Source organism: Enterococcus dispar ATCC 51266, assembly GCF_000406945.1.
In the GTDB taxonomy this organism is placed as follows: domain Bacteria; phylum Bacillota; class Bacilli; order Lactobacillales; family Enterococcaceae; genus Enterococcus_C; species Enterococcus_C dispar.
The window spans coordinates 274,770-294,763 of sequence record NZ_KE136354.1; the positions used below are offsets into that span (position 1 = coordinate 274,770).

General features: G+C 37.9%; 21 protein-coding genes. All 21 read left to right on the forward strand.

From position 1 onward, the window contains the following. Positions 1-2 precede the first annotated feature (2 nt). The 21 genes from rnr to RK01_RS01375 all read left to right on the forward strand — a co-directional run bounded on the left by rnr (position 3) and on the right by RK01_RS01375 (position 19,994). On the forward strand, positions 3-2,375 hold the full coding sequence (rnr, locus tag RK01_RS01275; protein ID WP_016171488.1) for a ribonuclease R: 2,373 nt from the start codon (positions 3-5) through the stop codon (positions 2,373-2,375). A 69-nt stretch (positions 2,376-2,444) separates the two neighbouring features. Beyond that, a complete protein-coding gene (gene smpB, locus RK01_RS01280) occupies positions 2,445-2,903 on the forward strand; it encodes an SsrA-binding protein SmpB (protein WP_016171489.1) in 459 nt (152 codons plus the stop codon). 296 nt (positions 2,904-3,199) lie between these two features. Beyond that, on the forward strand, positions 3,200-3,916 hold the full coding sequence (gene atpB, locus RK01_RS01285; protein WP_016171490.1) for a F0F1 ATP synthase subunit A: 717 nt from the start codon (positions 3,200-3,202) through the stop codon (positions 3,914-3,916). 100 nt (positions 3,917-4,016) lie between these two features. Continuing rightward, positions 4,017-4,232: an ATP synthase F0 subunit C gene (gene atpE, locus RK01_RS01290; RefSeq protein WP_016171491.1), complete on the forward strand. Its 216-nt coding sequence runs from the start codon at positions 4,017-4,019 to the stop codon at positions 4,230-4,232. 91 nt (positions 4,233-4,323) lie between these two features. Then, positions 4,324-4,842 carry a F0F1 ATP synthase subunit B gene (gene atpF, locus RK01_RS01295; RefSeq protein ID WP_016171492.1) on the forward strand — a complete coding sequence of 173 codons (519 nt, stop codon included), beginning with the start codon at positions 4,324-4,326 and terminating at the stop codon, positions 4,840-4,842. Beyond that, positions 4,829-5,371 (forward strand): ATP synthase F1 subunit delta, encoded by a 543-nt coding sequence (gene atpH / locus RK01_RS01300; RefSeq protein ID WP_016171493.1) that lies wholly within the window; start codon positions 4,829-4,831, stop codon positions 5,369-5,371. Before atpF ends, atpH begins: the two co-directional genes overlap by 14 nt. A 23-nt stretch (positions 5,372-5,394) precedes the next feature. Beyond that, positions 5,395-6,960, forward strand: coding sequence for a F0F1 ATP synthase subunit alpha (gene atpA, locus RK01_RS01305; RefSeq protein ID WP_016171494.1), 1,566 nt, complete (start codon positions 5,395-5,397; stop codon positions 6,958-6,960). Between the two features lie 14 nt (positions 6,961-6,974). Next, on the forward strand, positions 6,975-7,877 hold the full coding sequence (locus RK01_RS01310; protein WP_016171495.1) for a F0F1 ATP synthase subunit gamma: 903 nt from the start codon (positions 6,975-6,977) through the stop codon (positions 7,875-7,877). Positions 7,878-7,906: 29 nt separating this feature from the next. Next, on the forward strand, positions 7,907-9,313 hold the full coding sequence (atpD, locus tag RK01_RS01315) for a F0F1 ATP synthase subunit beta (protein WP_016171496.1): 1,407 nt from the start codon (positions 7,907-7,909) through the stop codon (positions 9,311-9,313). Positions 9,314-9,326: 13 nt separating this feature from the next. Beyond that, on the forward strand, positions 9,327-9,746 hold the full coding sequence (locus RK01_RS01320) for a F0F1 ATP synthase subunit epsilon (protein ID WP_016171497.1): 420 nt from the start codon (positions 9,327-9,329) through the stop codon (positions 9,744-9,746). Positions 9,747-9,992: 246 nt separating this feature from the next. After that, complete coding sequence (locus tag RK01_RS01325; RefSeq protein WP_016171498.1) at positions 9,993-10,226, forward strand: DUF1146 family protein; 234 nt, start codon at positions 9,993-9,995, stop codon at positions 10,224-10,226. Between the two features lie 95 nt (positions 10,227-10,321). Further along, the gene (murA, locus tag RK01_RS01330; protein WP_016171499.1) at positions 10,322-11,623 is read left to right on the forward strand and encodes a UDP-N-acetylglucosamine 1-carboxyvinyltransferase; all 1,302 of its coding nucleotides are present in this window, start codon (positions 10,322-10,324) and stop codon (positions 11,621-11,623) included. 19 nt (positions 11,624-11,642) lie between these two features. After that, the gene (locus tag RK01_RS13425; RefSeq protein WP_016171500.1) at positions 11,643-11,819 is read left to right on the forward strand and encodes a DNA-directed RNA polymerase subunit beta; all 177 of its coding nucleotides are present in this window, start codon (positions 11,643-11,645) and stop codon (positions 11,817-11,819) included. 486 nt (positions 11,820-12,305) lie between these two features. Next, positions 12,306-13,004 carry a 3D domain-containing protein gene (locus tag RK01_RS01340; RefSeq protein WP_016171502.1) on the forward strand — a complete coding sequence of 233 codons (699 nt, stop codon included), beginning with the start codon at positions 12,306-12,308 and terminating at the stop codon, positions 13,002-13,004. 108 nt (positions 13,005-13,112) lie between these two features. Then, positions 13,113-13,388, forward strand: coding sequence for a membrane protein insertion efficiency factor YidD (gene yidD, locus RK01_RS01345; RefSeq protein WP_016171503.1), 276 nt, complete (start codon positions 13,113-13,115; stop codon positions 13,386-13,388). A 474-nt stretch (positions 13,389-13,862) separates the two neighbouring features. Next, a complete protein-coding gene (locus RK01_RS01350) occupies positions 13,863-14,750 on the forward strand; it encodes an ROK family protein (protein ID WP_016171504.1) in 888 nt (295 codons plus the stop codon). A gap of 570 nt (positions 14,751-15,320) precedes the next feature. Continuing rightward, entirely contained in the window at positions 15,321-16,502 is a 1,182-nt protein-coding gene (locus RK01_RS01355; RefSeq protein WP_016171505.1) for an ABC transporter substrate-binding protein, read from the forward strand. A 171-nt stretch (positions 16,503-16,673) separates the two neighbouring features. After that, the gene (locus RK01_RS01360; protein WP_016171506.1) at positions 16,674-17,552 is read left to right on the forward strand and encodes a branched-chain amino acid ABC transporter permease; all 879 of its coding nucleotides are present in this window, start codon (positions 16,674-16,676) and stop codon (positions 17,550-17,552) included. Positions 17,553-17,561: 9 nt separating this feature from the next. Then, positions 17,562-18,536 carry a branched-chain amino acid ABC transporter permease gene (locus RK01_RS01365; protein WP_016171507.1) on the forward strand — a complete coding sequence of 325 codons (975 nt, stop codon included), beginning with the start codon at positions 17,562-17,564 and terminating at the stop codon, positions 18,534-18,536. Then, positions 18,517-19,293: an ABC transporter ATP-binding protein gene (locus RK01_RS01370; RefSeq protein ID WP_016171508.1), complete on the forward strand. Its 777-nt coding sequence runs from the start codon at positions 18,517-18,519 to the stop codon at positions 19,291-19,293. The genes RK01_RS01365 and RK01_RS01370 overlap by 20 nt, the downstream gene beginning before the upstream one ends. Next, positions 19,293-19,994, forward strand: a complete 702-nt coding sequence (locus RK01_RS01375; protein WP_016171509.1) for an ABC transporter ATP-binding protein — start codon at positions 19,293-19,295, stop codon at positions 19,992-19,994. The genes RK01_RS01370 and RK01_RS01375 overlap by 1 nt, the downstream gene beginning before the upstream one ends.

The following is a 19,994-nucleotide window of genomic DNA, read 5'->3' on the forward strand; positions in this document are numbered from 1 at the left end:
AAATGAAATCAACAATTAAAGAGCAAATAATAACTTTTCTTACAACAAGTAATAAGAAAAGTTTTTCTGCTGAAGAAATTGCAGAAGGGTTGCAACTAAACAAAAGCAATGACTTTAAATTATTAGTTCAAACGCTCGCTGCGATGGAGCGTGAAGGTGCAATTGTTTTTAATAAAAAAGGGAAAGTAAAACTCCCCCCAAAACAAGTATTAGTGGAAGGGATTTTTCGTGCCAATGAACGAGGGTTTGGTTTTGTAACGATTGATCCAGAAGAAGACGATGTTTTTATCCCAAAAGAAGCGACCGGCTATGCTATGGACGGCGATACAGTTGCTATTGATATTGTGAAAATTTCTGATCCTTTTTCTGAACGGGGGGCAGAAGGTCGAGTTGTAGCGATTAGAAAACGAGCAGTGAATCAAATCGTAGGGGAATTTACTTTATTTGATGAAACAGAAATTGCAGAAAGTGATTTATATGGGAGTGTAAAACCCAAAGATAAGAACTTTAATGGACTCCGGGTGCTCGTTGCGGCAGAAGGAATTAAGCCTGTTGACGGCAGTATTGTGATCGTTGAAATTACCCATTATCCAGAAAAGGATTATCCTACTAGTATTGAAGGACTTGTTAAACAGGTTATTGGCCACAAAAATGATCCCGGAATGGATATTTTATCCATTGTGATCAGTCATGGAATTCCCACTCGTTTTCCTGAGAATGTCTTAGCACAAGCGGATAAAGTACCCGATACAATTAACCCGGCTGATTTTCCAGAACGAAAAGACCGTCGTGACCAATTAATTGTGACCATTGATGGTGAAGATGCCAAAGATTTAGACGATGCAGTTACTGTCAAAAAATTAGCAAATGGGCACTTTTTCTTAGGGGTTCATATTGCGGACGTTTCTTATTATGTAACAGAAGGCAGTCCTTTAGATCAAGAAGCCTATGATAGAGGAACCAGTGTCTATCTAACTGATCGCGTGATTCCAATGATTCCCCAGCGCTTATCCAATGGGATTTGCTCATTAAATCCCCACGTCCCACGCTTGACGATGAGTTGTGAGATGGAAATTGATCAGACGGGTAAAATTGTTAAACATGAGATTTTTCCAAGTATCATTCAAACCGCAGAACGCATGACTTATACAGCGGTCAATGCCATTATTGAAGAAAGTAATCCCGAAATTTCAAAACGTTATGAAGAACTGGTTCCCATGTTTTTTGAGATGGCGGAATTGCATAGTATTTTAGAACAACAGCGCATGCAAAGAGGTGCGGTAAGTTTTGAAGATCGGGAAGCAAAAGTCTTAGTGGATGAAAATGGTCAGCCCCAAGATATTGTTTTACGCAGTCGCGGTGTAGGAGAACGTTTAATTGAATCCTTCATGCTGGCAGCAAACGAAACAGTCGCAGAACACTATAATAAATTGCATTTGCCTTTTATTTATCGTATTCACGAAGATCCCAAAGAAGAAAAACTACAACGGTTCTTTGATTTTGCTGCGGCTTTAGGAATGGTGGTCAAACACACAAAAGGTACGATTACGCCTAAAGACTTACAAAAAGTAGTCGCAGACGTGGCAGATCGACCAGAAGCGATGGTCGTGAATATGATGTTGTTAAGGAGCATGCAACAGGCGAAGTATTCTGAGCACAATGCGGGACATTACGGATTAGCGGCTGATTACTATACCCACTTTACTTCACCTATTAGACGCTATCCTGATTTAATCGTCCATCGTTTAATCAGAAGCTATGCACAAGATACTAGTAAAAAAATGCAAACAAAATGGCAAGATAACTTGCCTGAGATAGCCCATCATTCATCCGATATGGAACGGCGCGCTGTATCGTGTGAGCGGGAAGTAGACGCAATGAAAAAAGCGGAATTTATGCAAGCACATATTGGTGAAGAATTTGATGGTGTCATTAGTTCTATCACCAAATTTGGAATCTTTATTGAATTGCCCAATACAATTGAAGGCATGATTCACATCAGCAACTTAAAAGATGACTATTTTCATTTTGTGGAACAGCAATTAGCTTTGGTGGGAGAAAGAACTGGCATGACTTTTAAAATTGGTCAAAAAGTACGGGTCAAAGTAACCAATGCCAATCCAGAGACCAGAGAAATTGATTTTGAACTCGTTTCTGCCGAAGAAGTAACGCAACTGCCACGGCCTCAAACAAATCGGAATAACCGAAGAAGTAGAAATGTAGATAACCGCGCTAATCGGCGTAAAAAAAATCCGCCCGCAAAAGAAAAATCAAGTAGTAAAAAAGGAAAGCTAAAAGTTGACCTTGGGACAAGTAAAAAGAAAAAGGGTAAAAAACCTTTTTATAAAAGTGTTAAAAAGAAAAAGAATAAATAAAATAGCTGTTTTATTTCTAAACATACTCTCCGTAATAAAACAGAGAATGGAAACAAGGAGGTGGCTTTTATGCCAAAAGGCGAAGGAAAGTTAATCGCCCAAAATAAAAAAGCACGTCACGACTATACTATCATTGATACGTTAGAAGCTGGAGTGGTTTTACAAGGAACAGAAATTAAGTCCATCCGTAATGCCCGAATCAATTTAAAAGATGGGTTCGTCCGAATTCGTAATGGTGAAGCTTTCTTATACAATGTTCATATTTCTCCTTACGAACAAGGAAATTTATTTAACCATGATCCGTTGCGTACGCGTAAACTTTTATTACACCGCAAGCAAATTGATCGTTTGTATGGTGAAATGAAAAGTGCTGGGATGACAGTAGTCCCTTTAAAAGTTTATATCAAAAACGGTTTTGCCAAAGTCTTAATCGGCCTTGCAAAAGGGAAAAAAGAGTATGATAAACGAGAGACATTGAAACGTAAGGACCAAGAAAGACAAATAAGCCGCGTTTTAAAAAACTATTGAAGAAATTTGATTTTAACAGGGGCTATTGCTTTATAAAGTTAAGTCTTTTTGATAGCATTTACTCAGACGGTATACCAAATTTCACTTTTTTAGTTAATGATTCGTTTTACTGATTATAGGTATTACACATTTCTATTAGTCATTTTGCTAAAACTGTCAAATCTTGCTGAAAATCTTTTGAAATTTTCTATCCGTGGTGGTATGATACGCATTGGTTATCATGCCAAAAGCATTGACAGCACTTATTTACCAGCTCTTTTTAGCTGGAGCATACGTATGAAAAGAGGTGAGAAATATTGAAAGAAAAACCACTCGTTTTCAATATTGGTCCCATCTGGTTTGATGGCACCATCCTTTTAATGACACTTATCACGTGTGTTATTGTTTTTACACTAGTTTTTGTTTGTACGCGGAACTTACAGTTGAAACCAAAGGGCAAACAGAACTTTATTGAGTGGGTAATTGATTTCGTTCGCGGTATCTTAGGGGACAATCTCCCAAGTAATGAAGTGAACAACTTCCATTTATTATCATTTGCCTTGTTTCTATTTGTTTTTGTCGCCAATGAGATTGGCCTTGTGACGAAAATCGTTGTCGGTGAAACAACTTTTTGGAAAAGTCCAACCGCGGATCCCTTTGTGACATTGACGTTGGCATTGATGATGATTGCCATGACCCATTTCTTCGGTGTTCAAAAATTTGGTTTGAAAGGGTACTTCAAAGTATCATTTTTACAACCGGTTGCTTTTTTATTACCAATTAAAATCATCGAAGAATTTACCAACATCATTACCCTAGGTTTACGTCTTTACGGGAATATTTTCGCCGGAGAAGTTTTGCTGGGCTTAATTGTTGATATGTTGAACAATGTTGGCTGGCTGACACTTCCTGTCGTGATTCCACTGGAGATGATTTGGATTGGCTTCTCTTTATTCATTGGAGCCATTCAAGCGTATGTATTTGTCACCTTATCCATGGTATTTATGGGTCACAAATTGGAAGCAGAAGAGTAGATTTGTAGAATTAAAGGACTTTGGTCAACTGGTTTGACGACAAAATGTAAAATACATTTATCGGGTCGTCGCAACTTTACTATTTAGGAGGAAAAAAATTATGAACTTTATCGCAGCAGGTATCGCAATCGTCGGGGCAGCTATTGGAGCTGGTTATGGTAACGGGAAAGTTATCTCACAAACTATCGAATCAATGGCACGCCAACCAGAAATGTCTGGTCAATTACGTTCCACAATGTTTATCGGGGTTGCCTTAGTAGAAGCTGTGCCTATTCTTGGTGTGGTTATCGCTTTGTTACTTGTTTTCATGGGCTAAAACCACGGGAAAAGCAGAAACGGATTTAAACTGTTTTTGCTTTTTTGCCATGATACGGTAACCTTAATTAGTAGAAAAGGAGCTTACGCTTATGCAAAATATTGTATTAGCAGAAGTCGGGAATACAACGTTCAGCAGCATTGTGGTAGTATCCGTTTCTTTCTTATTGTTGGTCGTACTTTTAAAGCATTTTGCTTGGGGCGCGATTTCAGACATGATGAAAAAACGGGAAGACAAAATTTCCAACGATTTGGACTCAGCGGAACAATCCCGGACTAAAGCAGCGAAGCTTGAACAAGAACGTCAAACTCAATTGATGTCTTCGAAAAGTGAAGCAGCTGAAATCATCAAAAATGCTAAAGACAGCGGCGAGCTCAGCCGTCAAAATATTTTAAACGAAACCAAAGAAGAAGTATCTCGTTTGAAAGATAAGGCAAAAAGTGATATTTCGATGGAAAGAGACGCAGCAATGACAAGTGTTAAAGACGATGTTGCTGAACTTTCTTTACAAATTGCCGAAAAAATCTTGAATAAAGAGCTATCGCCAGAAGCCCATGAAGCATTGATTAATCAATACATCGAAGGATTGGGCAGCAATGAAACTCGATAAATATACAGTAGGCAAACGCTACGGTAAAGCGTTGTTTGAGCTGGCGGCAGAAGAACAAATTACCGATGCTGTCTACTACGATTTGCTCAGTTTGAAAAACGTTTATGAAGCAATTCCAGACCTTGGTAATATGCTAAGTGATGTTCGTTTGAATTTAGGAGCAAAACGCGCTTTAATGGACAAAATCGTTTCCGGATTTGATGGAATTACGAAAAACTTTTTAGAAGTTGTGTTCCGCTACAATCGTATGGATGATTTAGTATTAATTATCGATGAATATGAACGCCGTTATGATGAAGCCCAAAGTTTGGTTTTGGGGACGGTAACAACCGCCGTATCTTTGTCTGATGAGCAAAAAGAACAACTAGAAACAAAAATTGCGGGCTTATTAGGCTACAAAAAAGCGAGTTTGGTGGAAAATGTCGATCCTAGTATTTTAGGTGGGGTCGTAGTAGAAGCCAACCATCAAGTAATTGACGGCAGTGTGAAAAGTCGATTAGAACAACTGCGATCAATGATCGGTAGATAAGTTTAATTAAAGAGGTGAAACAAATGGCCATCAAAGCAGAAGAAATTAGTGCTCTGATCAAAGAACAGATCAAAAACTACCAGAGTGAACTAGCAGTTGAAGAAATTGGGACTGTAACTTATGTTGGTGACGGAATTGCCCGAGCCCACGGTTTGGAAAATGCCATGAGTGGCGAATTACTAGAATTTTCCAATGGTTCATTTGGGATGGCACAAAACTTAGAAACAAACGACGTTGGGATTATAATCTTAGGTGATTTTGAAACCATTCGTGAAGGAGATAAAGTAAAACGAACTGGGAAAATTATGGAAGTTCCCGTTGGGGATGCTTTAATTGGTCGTGTCGTTAATCCATTAGGCCAACCAATTGATGGTTTAGGTGAGATTGATACAAACAAAACACGTCCAGTCGAAACATTAGCACCAGGCGTTATGCAACGGCAATCTGTTTCTGAACCAATGCAAACCGGTTTAAAAGCTATTGATGCTTTAGTCCCAATCGGCCGTGGTCAACGGGAATTAGTCATTGGGGATCGGAAAACTGGGAAAACTTCCATTGCAATTGATACAATCATTAACCAAAAAGGTCAAAATATGATTTGTATCTATGTTGCCATTGGACAAAAAGACTCCACTGTGCGTGCACAAGTTGAAACATTGCGCAAATATGGTGCGTTAGACTACACCATCGTTGTTTCAGCTGGTGCCTCACAACCTGCGCCATTATTATATATCGCACCTTATGCTGGAACGGCAATGGGTGAAGAATTTATGTATAACGGCAAACACGTTTTGATCGTCTTTGATGATTTATCAAAACAAGCAGTTGCTTATCGTGAACTTTCTTTACTATTACGTCGTCCACCAGGTCGTGAAGCATACCCAGGGGATGTTTTCTACTTGCATTCTCGCTTATTGGAACGTGCTGCAAAACTATCTGACGAATTAGGTGGCGGCTCTATGACTGCTTTACCATTTGTTGAAACACAAGCTGGTGATATTTCTGCCTATATTCCAACCAACGTAATTTCAATTACCGATGGACAGATTTTCTTAGAAAGTGATTTGTTCTATTCCGGAGTACGGCCAGCAATCGATGCCGGTTTGTCTGTCTCACGGGTTGGGGGCTCTGCCCAAATTAAAGCAATGAAAAAAGTTGCCGGAACTTTGCGGTTAGATTTAGCAAGTTATCGTGAACTAGAAGCCTTTACTCAATTTGGCTCTGACTTAGACCAAGCCACTCAAGCAAAATTGAATCGTGGTCGTCGGACGGTAGAAATTCTAAAACAAAAATTACATGCACCATTAGCAGTTGAAAAACAAGTCTTAATCTTATATGCCTTAACCCATGGATTTATTGATAGTATTCCAGTTAACCGGGTCTTAGATTTTGAAGAAAACTTGTTTGAATACATCGATGCCAATCATGCCGATATTTTTGAAACTATTCGAACTACCAAAGATTTACCTGCAGATGAAAAATTGGACGCAGCAATTAAAGAAGCAAAAGATATCTTCATGGCGGCCGGCAACAGTAGTACCGGTTCTGCCAAAGAAACTGTCGCTTCAATCGAAAACGAACGTTCTTAAAAGAGGTGAGATAAATGGGAGCTTCCTTAAATGAGATTAAGCAACGGATTGCTTCAACGAAGAAAACTAGTCAAATTACCAATGCCATGCAAATGGTATCGGCTGCCAAATTGACCAAATCTGAAGCTCACTCAAAACAGTTTCAAGTTTATGCCTCAAAAGTTCGGGAAGTAGTAACGCATTTAACAGCACAACAGTTAAATGATATTTATTCTGCCGGCCCACAAGATGGGGTGAACTATAACAGTATGCTAATTAGCCGTCCGGTTAAAAAAACGGGCTATATCGTGATTACCTCAGATGGTGGTTTAGTTGGTGGCTACAATAGTTCCATTTTAAAACAAATGATGTCCATGTTAAAAGAAGATCATTCTTCGCCTGATGAATACGTCATGATTGCAATTGGCGGTACAGGTGCGGATTTCTTTAAAGCACGCGGCATTAACTTAGCTTACGAATTACGTAACTTGTCAGATCAACCTAGTTTTGAAGAAGTGCGTAAAATTGTGACGATGGCAACTACGATGTATCAAAATGAAGTATTTGATGAATTGTATGTGTGTTATAACCACCATATTAACTCATTAACAAGTCAGTTTCGTGTTGAAAAAATGTTGCCAATTGTTGATTTGGATCCAGAAGAAGCGGAAAGTTATGAACAAGAATATTTATTTGAACCTTCCAAAGAAGAAATTTTGGATCATTTGTTGCCCCAATATGCAGAAAGCTTGATTTATGGCGCTATCGTGGATGCTAAAACAGCAGAACACGCTGCGGGGATGACTGCAATGAAGACTGCAACAGACAATGCGAAGAATATTATCTCTGATTTGACGATTTCGTATAATCGCGCACGTCAAGGGGCAATTACCCAAGAAATTACCGAAATTGTAGCGGGAGCTGCGGCACTCGATTAATAATTTCGTGAGTGAATGGAGGAAAACAGATGAGTTCAGGCAAGATTGTTCAAGTAATCGGTCCCGTTGTTGACGTGGAATTCTCGTTAGATCAATCATTACCAGACATTAATAATGCCTTGGTTGTCTATAAAAATGACGAACAAAAAACCAAGATTGTATTAGAAGCTGCCTTAGAACTAGGAGATGGTGTGATTCGAACTATCGCCATGGAATCTACTGATGGCTTACAACGGGGAATGGAAGTTGTCGATACTGGCAGTTCCATTTCTGTACCGGTAGGAAAAGAAACATTGGGTCGTGTATTTAACGTTTTAGGAAATACAATTGACTTAGAAGAACCTTTTCCAGCGGATGCTAAACGTAGTGGTATCCATAAAAAAGCGCCTGATTTTGATGAATTAAGCACTAGTACAGAAATTTTAGAAACAGGGATTAAAGTTATTGACCTATTAGCCCCTTATTTAAAAGGTGGTAAAGTCGGATTATTCGGTGGTGCCGGAGTTGGTAAAACCGTTTTAATTCAAGAATTAATTCATAATATTGCCCAAGAACATGGTGGGATTTCTGTTTTTACTGGTGTTGGTGAAAGAACACGTGAAGGTAATGACTTGTATTATGAAATGAAAGAATCTGGCGTTATCGAAAAAACTGCCATGGTATTTGGTCAAATGAATGAGCCACCTGGTGCCCGGATGCGGGTTGCTTTAACCGGACTTACCATTGCGGAATACTTCCGGGACGTTGAAGGACAAGATGTATTGCTCTTTATCGATAATATTTTCCGTTTTACCCAAGCTGGTTCAGAAGTATCTGCCTTATTAGGACGGATGCCCTCTGCCGTTGGTTATCAACCAACTTTGGCTACTGAAATGGGACAACTTCAAGAACGGATTACCTCAACGAAAAAAGGTTCTATTACATCTATTCAAGCTATCTATGTGCCAGCCGATGACTATACTGACCCTGCGCCAGCAACAGCATTTGCTCACTTGGATGCTACAACCAACTTGGAACGCAAATTAACCGAACAAGGGATTTATCCTGCGGTGGATCCACTTGCTTCGTCTTCTAGTGCATTAGCACCAGAAATTGTTGGTGAAGTTCATTATGAAGTAGCCAGTGAAGTCCAACACGTATTACAACGGTACCGCGAATTACAAGATATTATTGCCATCTTAGGGATGGATGAATTATCCGATGAAGAAAAAATCTTGGTCGCTAGAGCGCGCCGAATTCAATTTTTCCTATCACAAAATTTCCATGTTGCCGAACAATTTACCGGTCAACCAGGTTCTTATGTACCAGTTGCCGAAACAATTAAAGGTTTTAAAGAGATTTTAGATGGGAAGCACGATGAATTACCAGAAGAAGCCTTCCGTAATGTCGGTACAATTGAAGAAGCGGTGGAAAAAGCGAAAAAACTAGGCTACTAGAAAGGGGTGCACCATGGAATACTTAACTGTAAATGTGGTAACACCTAATGGTTTAGTCTATGACCATCATGCGAAAATTGTGGTGGCCAATACAACTGCTGGTGAAATTGGTATCTTACCAAAACACGCACCAATTATCACACCTTTAGCCATTGATGAAGTCCGGGTTAAACGAACAGACTCTGATACCCACGTTGACTGGATAGCAGTGAATGGGGGCATTATGGAAGTAAGAGATAATGTCGTTTCCATAATTGCCGATAGTGCCGAACGAGAACGTGATATTGATGTTTCTCGTGCGGAACGGGCAAAACAACGGGCTGAACGGATGATTGAAGAAGCGCGAGAAAAAGAAGATGTCGATCAACTTCGACGAGCAACGGTTGCTTTGCATCGCGCTATTAACCGGATTAATGTTTCTAAACATCAATAAAAAAAGTCAGCAGATTTTTCTGCTGGCTTTTTACATAGGATCAAATAGACTATACCTTTTTTAGTAAATGTTATTTGTAAGAAAGGCGGATTAGCCTTTTTAGTTTTCATAAAAAGTAAAATAAGCTAAAATATAAAAGAGACTTTTAAAAAACGTTTTAAAAGCTTGAAAAAAGTTTTTGTTTTTTTAAGCTACTATTTGTGGTACTATGGGAGTGTTGAATTTTTTACTCAGGAGGAACGCCGAATGCAAATCTATGGTATCGATGCAATTGTACGGGTGATTAGTCATTTTGCGTTTGTCTATTTAGCCTTTTGGGGATTGCGATCTTTACGATTAGACACACTGTTTAAATCGTTTCAGACAGCACAAATCAGAATTATTCTTTTGATGTTTGCTATTGGTTTAGGCTATTTAACGAGTAGTTTTTTCTTAGAAATTCTGAATTTATTGAAGAATGTGTTCTTATCAATTGTGTAACAAATACAAAAAACGTACTTTATGAAAAAGTTATGGTATAATAAAACAGATTTTGAGTGCAGGAGCATTCAGGCTATTTTCTGGAGGGAATTTTAATGGAAGAGATTATCGTTCAAAGTGGTAATCAGCTAAAAGGTACTGTCAAAATTGAAGGTGCAAAAAACGCTGTGTTACCAATCTTAGCTGCAAGTCTATTAGCTGAAGAAGGGACAACCACTTTACGGAATGTGCCAATTTTATCCGATGTTTTAACAATGAATGAAGTAATCCGTCACTTAAACGTGGATGTGGATTTTAATGAAGCAGCAAATGAAGTAACAATTAATGCCTCTCGTCAATTGGAAATTGAAGCACCGTATGAATTGGTTAGCCAAATGCGCGCTTCAATTGTAGTAATGGGACCTTTATTGGCGCGCAATGGTCATGCCAAAGTTGCGATGCCAGGTGGTTGTGCAATTGGCAAACGCCCAATTGACTTACATTTAAAAGGTTTTCAAGCCTTAGGTGCGAAAATTAACCAAAAAGAAGGCTATATTGAAGCTATTGCTGACGAATTACATGGCAATACCATTTATTTGGACTTTCCAAGTGTTGGCGCAACTCAAAATATTATGATGGCTGCTGTTAAAGCAAAGGGCACAACTATTATTGAAAACGTAGCACGGGAACCAGAAATCGTGGATCTTGCCAACGTTTTAAATAAAATGGGCGCGCAAATTTTTGGTGCTGGTACGGAAACAATGCGAATTGAAGGTGTAGAACATTTACATGCAGTGAATCATTCCATTGTTCAAGATCGAATTGAAGCGGGAACATTTATGGTAGCCGCAGCAATGACAGAAGGCAATGTCTTAATTCAAGATGCCATTTCAGAACATAATCGTCCTTTAATTTCTAAATTAAGCGAAATGGGCGTTGAAATTATTGAAGAAGATGCTGGTATTCGTGTTATTGGTCCTAAAGTATTAAAACCAACGGATGTAAAAACGATGCCTCATCCAGGCTTTCCAACAGATATGCAAGCGCAAATGACTGCGATACAAATGTTAGCTCATGGTACAAGTGTGGTAACAGAAACGGTTTTTGAAAATCGTTTCCAACATTTAGAAGAAATGCGCCGGATGAATGCCCACGTAAAAATCGATGGCAATGTCGCCGTCATTGAAGGCGGACATGAAATGCAAGGTGCTTTAGTTTATGCAACGGACTTACGAGCTGCTGCTGCTTTGATTTTAGTTGGTCTACGTTCAAATGGTATTACACGTGTGCGTAATTTAAAATATTTGGATCGAGGCTATTATAATTTTCATAAAAAATTGCAAGCGCTTGGTGGTAACGTGGAACGTGTTGAAATTGAACATAAACCAGCGGCAAAAAGTGCAGCAACAATTGCTTAAGAAATAGAGGTGTAACTGGATGAGATTAAATCGTTATATTATTACGACTTTAGTGAAGATTCTTTTTGTCCTCTTATTAGCTATGATTATGTTCATTATTGGAACGATGATTGGTTATGGTGGAATTGGTGAGGGAATGCCATTAAAAGTTTTTTATCCAGGACTCTGGACGCATATTTTAGATTTTATGAAATAAAATTTTAGTCGACCATTTTGGTCGGCTTTTTTATTTGAGTGTGAATGATTGCAACATCTCAATAAAACCATTTATTTGGAAGTGGGGAAAAGTTAGCATGATACCGTTTTATATTTTGTCTTTTTTGTAAAATTGACGTAATAAAACCTCTTTTTTGTTAGGTACAACCCATTTATTGATAAAATTTTGTTGTTTCTTATTGCAACAATCGTTTTTTTTAGTAAAAGAAATAATAAAATTATTTTTTGTAATATTTATAAATGGCTTAACAAAAGGGATTTTTAAAGCTAAAGATTTCTTATAAGACAAATATTTCGTTTGTAACAAGAAAAACATGTCTGTCCTTTTTCTTGTCAAAGAGGTTTAACTCTCTTGTAACCTACACTTATAAAAGAGATGCTATGATACTTCTCGTGGAAATTTCAATTTATTGTAATGGTGCTTTTTTGATCATTAGAATTTTTATATTTGAGGAGTGTCAATGAAATGCAAACCCGATTATTACCCATTTTAAGTGCAACGATTGTTATCGCCGTAGGTAGTATGCTACCAGTATACGCTGCTGAAAACGAACCAACTAGTACCCCAGCGGTACATACAGAACTTGTTACAAAAGACCAAGCCACTCATTTATCTAGTTCTTTATTACTTCAAACTACTAATAATAAAGCTGTAGACTTGGTGAAAGAAGATATTAAAGCAAAAGAGGCAGCAAAAAAAGCAGCTGCAGAAAAGGCTAAAAAAATTGCAGCTGAAAAAGCTGCTAAAGAAAAAGCCGCAAAAGAAAAGGCAGAAAAAGCAGCTGCTGAAAAGGCTGCCGCAGAAAAAGAAGCAGCAAAAAAAGCGGATGCTGATCAACAAACGAGTGCACAAGATCAAAATCAACCTAGTGGTCAAACGATGATGATGGAAGCAACAGCTTATAGTTCAGATCCAGCGGATGCTTTAGGTGGTGGTTCTATCACAGCAACGGGCCAAAACTTATTGGAAAATCCGATGGCAGTAGCTGTTGATCCAAGCGTTATTCCGCTTGGAACCCGTTTATATGTTGAAGGTTATGGCGAAGCATATGCAGTCGATACTGGTTCGGCGATTCAAGGGAACATTATTGATGTCCACTTTTCTACTGCCGGTCAATGTGAAGCCTGGGGACGACGTCAAGTAAAAGTGACAATTTTAGGATAGCACTGAAAAAGTTCAAGTTGGAATGACTTGAACTTTTTTACTTGTCTCAGAGATAAAATTGACGTATGCTTTTGCCAGTACGAAACACTTGTAGAAAGGACAGGTTTCATGAAAAAAATAATGATTGGGCTGGTTAGAGGCTATCAGCGCTTTATCTCGCCGTTATTTCCACCCAGTTGTCGTTATTACCCGACATGTTCTTCATATATGATTCAAGCTGTTGAAAAACACGGCGCTTTAAAAGGTGGAATTATGGGCACAGCAAGAATATTGCGGTGTCATCCTTTTGTAAAAGGCGGATTGGATTATGTTCCTGAAACTTTTTCATTACGGCGCAATCCCAATAAGCCAGCTGATAAAGCAATGAAGTCCCATCATCATTAAAGCAGTTGTGACAGAAGTAGTCAGCTTCAAGAAATAAGGGGGAATTTTTTGAAAATTCCTTCTTAAATTGTTCCCAAATTTCGCCTTATTTCCAAAGAAGTTGCTTTGGGAATACTGTTTATTCGGAAAAAGGAGGTATGACAAGACTTTTGTCATACCTCCTTTTTTTAACGGTAAAGAGATTATAAGATTTTTTTTAGGAATAAAGTAATACCATGGTTGGAATTGGCTTTATAAAGGAGCTCTCGAGGACAATAAGTCAAAAGCTTGAGAAATTTGAAGAGCAATTTATTAAAATTTCATCTTAATACTTGAGCGCGAAAAAAGTCCCTGCTGCTTTTCTGACGGAAAGAAATTATAACTGCAATTTCCTATAAGAATATTTAAAAGAAGTAATGGTTTTCATTTTAACTTTTGCTTTTTTTTAAGTACACTTTAGATGAAAGAGTTGTATTGTGAAAGGAAGCGGTAATAATGAATCTTTTAATATTTGATTGTGGTGAAACCAACATTCGACATGCTTATTGGAATAATAATCAATTAGAGCAACGAGGTACTTTTAAAACTCCTTCCACGTGGGAACAATTAAAACAAGATTTTTTAACGATATATGAAAGTTCCCAAAAGACCATAAATGGGATTGCCCTATCTGTTCCTGGAAGCGTGAATAAAGAAAAACAACGCATTGAAGGGAATACCACTATTTCTTATCTGTTGGGCTTTAATATTTTTGCCGAGTTGGAAGAGTTATTCGGCTTACCAGTGACCATTGAAAATGACATTAATTGTGCCGGAATGGCAGAATTTTATCTTGGCGCCGCAAAAGATACGCAAGATGCTGTTTTTGTAAGTATGGGAAATGAAATTAGCGGAACACTATTTTTAAAAGGTCAAATCCACAAAGGAATTCATCTTTATGGCGGTCATTTTGGCTTGATGTACTTAAATAATGGTAATAATTTTTCTGAACTTGCGACTCCTGTTCAAATGGCCTTTCGCTATTGCAAAAGAATGGGTTTAGATCCCGCTGAAAAAAACAGTGCTGCTGTTTTTGCGCTGGCTAAAACAGAAGATAGAATTGCAAAAGAAGAAGTAAATAATTTTTATGAGTATTTCGCTCAAGGTTTATGGAATATTCAATTTAGTTATGATCCGGAACTGATTGTTTTAGGGACAGCTACTAGTGAAGATAATGATTTGGAAGAATTGTTAGATGAAATCAATCAAAGATTACTACAAAAATTAACGGCCAATGGTATTGTAGATTTTGTGCCTAAAATTGTTACTTCTCAGGGTGGTAAGTTTGCGAATTTAATTGGGGCAGCGGCAAACTTTTTTGCTAGACAACAAGGAGAAGCCTAACCTGCATTTGTAAATAGGAAACAAAATATTACCTGAATAAACAGGATCTGCAAGATAAGTGTCAGCATGATGTATGTCTGACATCTACTTATTAGAACTGGAATTCAGGTTTTTTTGTATTTAGATTCTTTTGTAATGGGAATAAGAGAGGCGTGTTTCACCAATATTGTTTGTCTTAAAAAAAATTAAATGATAAAATTATTAAAATAAGGAAATAAAAAGATTTGTTATTGCGGAGATTAACAAAGAGAAAAGTCCTAGCATTGATGATGAGATCATGATTTTATGATTTGTTTTTCATTAAAAGGCTTACATAAAATAAAAGAAGAATAATTGATGAAATATTCTGAATATTCATTGACTTTATTCTGAATTTTCAGTATATTTTATAACATATCCCATTCACCATAGCCGTGGCAGATATGTATCAGGAAAACAACTTGTATTTCTGAAGGCGTCGTTTTTATCACCGGTCTAAAGCGTAGCAACGCGGAAATGTGATATTTCGTTTAATTAGAAGTTTTAGGTATGATTTGACATTTTGCTAAGGAAACAAAGAGGAGGAATAGTATGAAAAAGAAATTTGCGTTTTTATTTACAGGATTAGTATTGTTATCTGCGTGTAGTGCAGCACCAAAAAGTGGTGGAGCTACAGAAGGATCAGCAGGGGGCAACAAACAAGAAGGCGATACGATCAAGATTGGTATGAATATGGAATTATCTGGCGCTGTAGCGGCTTATGGCAGTGCTGAAAAAGAAGGTATTGAGCTAGCGGTAGAGCAAATCAATGCAGATGGGGGCATTGACGGTAAAAAAATTGATTTAATCTCAAAAGATAATAAATCAGACAATAATGAAGCAGGAACCGTTGCGACAAATCTGACTACGAATAGTAAAGTCGTTGCTTTGATTGGCCCGGCAACCTCGGGGGCAGTTAAATCTGCTTTACCCAACGCTACCAAAGCAGAAGTACCACTAATCACGCCATCTGGTACAGATGATGCAATTACAAAACAAGGGGATAATGTGCAAGAGTATGCTTTTCGCTCTTGTTTCCAAGATAGCTTCCAAGGGAAAATTTTAGCTAAATATGCTCATGAAAATTTAAAAGCAGATAAAGCGATTATCTTAGGCGATAATTCTAGCGACTATGGTATTGGTTTAACAAAAGCTTTTAAAGATGAATATAAAGGCCAAATCGTGGCCGAAGAAAATTTTACTGAAGGAGATAAAGATTTCCAAGCAGTCTTAACTAAAATTAAAGATAAAGATTTCAACGTTTTATATATTCCTGGTTACTATACCGAAGCCGGCTTAATTATTAAACAAGCACGGGAAATGGGAATTGATACACCAATTGTGGGCGCCGATGGTTTTGGCGATGCCAAATTAGTTGAAACAGCAGGTGCTGGTAATGTGTCAAATGTTTTTTATACTGGACATTTCTCAACCAAAGCTCCTGCAACAGATAAAGTGGAACCCTTTATTAAAGCTTTTAAAGAAAAATTTGATAAAGAACCATCTTCATTTAACGCTTTAGCTTATGATGCGGTTTATATGGTAAAACAAGCCATTGAAGATGAAGGCTTTGCAGATTCTAGTGCAATCAAAAATGGATTAGCAAACTTGAAAGACTTCAAAGGCGTCACAGGAGAAATGACGATTGATAAAGAACACAACCCTGAAAAATCTGCCGTCGTACTTGGTTTAACAGATGGAAAAGAAACTTCAGCGGAAACTGTAAATCCGTAAAGATGAACTTTGAAAGGTTAGATAAAGTAAACTTTGGTAAAATATCGCACATTGGTTGCTAACAAGTACTTGTTATAAAGCAAGTAACTTAGTAAACAAGAACAGCGATACTTTTACGATAGTGACTCTTTTATCCCAACCTTTTTTTAAAAGATAAATGGATGTGATGAGATGGAAATGATGGTTCAACAATTGATAAACGGCCTTTTTTTAGGTAGTATCTACGCATTATTGGCCTTGGGCTATACAATGGTTTATGGGATCATCAAGTTAATCAACTTTGCTCATGGTGAAGTTTATATGATTGGGAGCTTTATTGGCTATTTTTTGATTAACTTAGGCGGCTTAGGTTTTTTCCCAGCACTTTTGCTTTCCATGGCTGCTAGCGCAGTACTGGGTGTTGTGATTGAGTTTTTAGCATACCGACCACTACGCAAATCAACGCGAATTGCCGCTTTGATTACGGCTATTGGTGTTTCTTATTTACTGCAAAATGTCATGATTTTCTTCTTTAGTCCTGATGTCAGAGCATTTCCGCAAGTAATTAAGCGCACAACATACAGTTTAGGATTTATTAAAGTCAGTAATATTCAGGTGTTAATTTTGACGGTATCAGTTGTTTTAATGATTTTGTTACAGTTGATTGTCAAGAAAACAAAAATGGGGAAAGCCATGCGGGCTGTGAGCGTTGATGCAGATGCCGCGCAACTCATGGGAATTAACGTTAATCGGACAATCTCTTTTACCTTTGCGTTAGGTTCTGCATTAGCTGCGGCTGGCGGGATGCTGATTGGTCTTTATTACAATTCCATTGATCCGATGATGGGGGTTACACCCGGTTTGAAATCTTTTGTGGCTGCAGTTTTAGGTGGCATTGGGATTATTCCCGGGGCGGCTTTAGGTGGATTTGGGATTGGCTTAATTGAAACCATTGCCACAGCACTAGGATTTTCTGATTTTAAAGATGCAATAGTCTATTTTGTTTTGATTCTAATTTTATTAATTCGTCCCGCAGGAATTTTGGGCAAGAATATTAAAGAGAAAGTGTAGGTGACCAGGATGAAAAAGAATTTGAAATACAATTTAACCTGGTTAGGTTTAGCCATTTTCGTCTATGTTGTTTTGTTAGTCTTGTATAATACTGGTGTGATTACGATGTTTACCGATCGTATTATTGTAAATATTGGAATTAACATTATTTTAGCAGTGGGACTAAATTTGATTATCGGCTTTTCTGGTCAGTTTTCTTTAGGTCATGCCGGTTTTATGGCAATTGGTGCATATTCCGGGGCCATTATGTCGATTAATAATCCTACCTATGGCGGTTTTTTCTCTGGCTTGCTAGTAGGAATGGTAATTTCTGGTGTGGTAGCTTTAGTTGTAGGTGTGCCAACATTACGATTAAAAGGCGATTATTTAGCAATTGCAACATTAGGAATTTCAGAAATTATTCGTATTTTGATTGTCAATATGCGGGATATCACGAATGGACCAACTGGAATTTTTGGTATTTTACAATTTACAACTTGGGAAACAGTATATGCTTTTGCCGTTTTAACGCTACTCATTGTCTCAAACTTTGTGCACAGTGGACCTGGACGAGCAACCTTAGCAGTTAGAGAAGATGAAATTGCGGCCGAATCAATGGGCGTTAATACGACTAAATACAAAGTTGTCGCCTTTGTTTTAGGGGCCATCACTGCCAGTATTGCTGGAACATTATTTGCCGGTTACCAACAATCAGTCTTTCCAAAAGATTACGGTTTTATGAAATCTATCGATATTTTGATTATCGTGGTTTTTGGTGGGATGGGTTCTACGACAGGAGCAGTAGTTTCTGCCATTGTTTTAGGTGTATTAAATATGTTCTTACAAGACTTTGGCTATGTCCGAATGATTGTCTATGCTTTAGCATTAATTATCATTATGATTTTTAAACCAAGTGGGTTATTAGGAACTTGGGAATTTTCTGTGAAGAAGATTTGGCAAAAATTCACAAAGGGGGATGATGCAGATGCCTCTATTAACAGTTAAAAATATGACCAAAAATTTTGGCGGTTTAGCTGCCGTTTCTCATGTGAATATGACGTTGGAAACCAATGAATTAGTTGGCTTAATTGGCCCGAATGGGGCGGGTAAAACCACTTTATTCAATCTTTTAACAGGGGTTTACGAGCCGAGTTCAGGAGATGTTTTTTTCTCCCCAAAAGGACAAGAAGAAAGACTAAACGGGATTAAGCCATATCGTACAGCAAAAATGGGTCTATCGCGGACGTTCCAAAATATTCGTCTTTTTAAAGATTTAAGTGTTTTGGATAATGTTTTAATTGCCATGAATGCCAAGCATCAAGAAGGCTTTTTTACCAGTGTGTTACGTTTGCCAAAGTTTTATCGTAATGAAGAAACTTTAAAACAAAAAGCACTAGAATTGTTGGCAATTTTTGGGTTGGAACAGAAGTTGACGACGATGGCAAAAAATTTACCTTATGGCGAACAGCGTCGTTTGGAAATTGTTCGGGCATTGGCGACAGAACCGAAAATTTTATTTTTGGATGAACCAGCAGCGGGGATGAATCCACAAGAAACAGCGGAACTAACTGAATTGATACGCAAAATTCAAAAAGATTTTCAACTTACCATTCTTTTAATTGAACATGATATGAGTCTTGTTATGGATGTCTGTGAACGCATTTATGTATTGGAATATGGGCGCATTATTGCAGAAGGTGAACCGGAGCAAATTAAAGCGGATCCCCGCGTTATTAAAGCCTACTTGGGAGGGGATATGTAATGCTTGAAATTAAAAATTTGACCGTTCATTATGGTGTGATTGAAGCCGTGCATGACGTTTCTTTTGGCGTGAATAAAGGCGAGATTGTTTCCTTAATTGGCGCTAACGGTGCCGGTAAAACGACAATTTTACGGACTATCTCGGGATTGTTGCGACCTAGCCACGGAGAAATTTTATTCAAAAATCAAACAATTAATAAGACGCCACCACAAAAAATTGTCGCGTCTGGCTTGTCTCAAGTACCAGAAGGGCGTCATGTTTTTAGTGGCCTAACGGTGCAAGAAAACTTGGAAATGGGCGCCTTTTTACGTAAAGACGGTGAAGTAAAAAAAGACTATGAACAAGTTTTTGAAAAGTTTCCCGTATTAAAAGAACGACGCAATCAAGATGCAGCAACCCTTTCTGGTGGTGAGCAGCAAATGCTCGCAATGGGTCGTGCGTTAATGTCCAAACCAGAATTGCTGCTTTTGGATGAACCTTCGATGGGCTTGGCCCCAATTTTTATTAAAGAGATTTTCAGTATTATTGAAGAAATTAATCAGCAGGGAACCACGATTTTGCTTATTGAACAAAATGCAAAAATGGCTTTATCTATTGCAGACCGTGGGTATGTTTTAGAAACTGGGAGTGTAGTTTTAAGCGGGACTGGGGAGGAATTATTAGCCAGCGATGAAGTGAAAAAAGCATATTTAGGGGGTTAA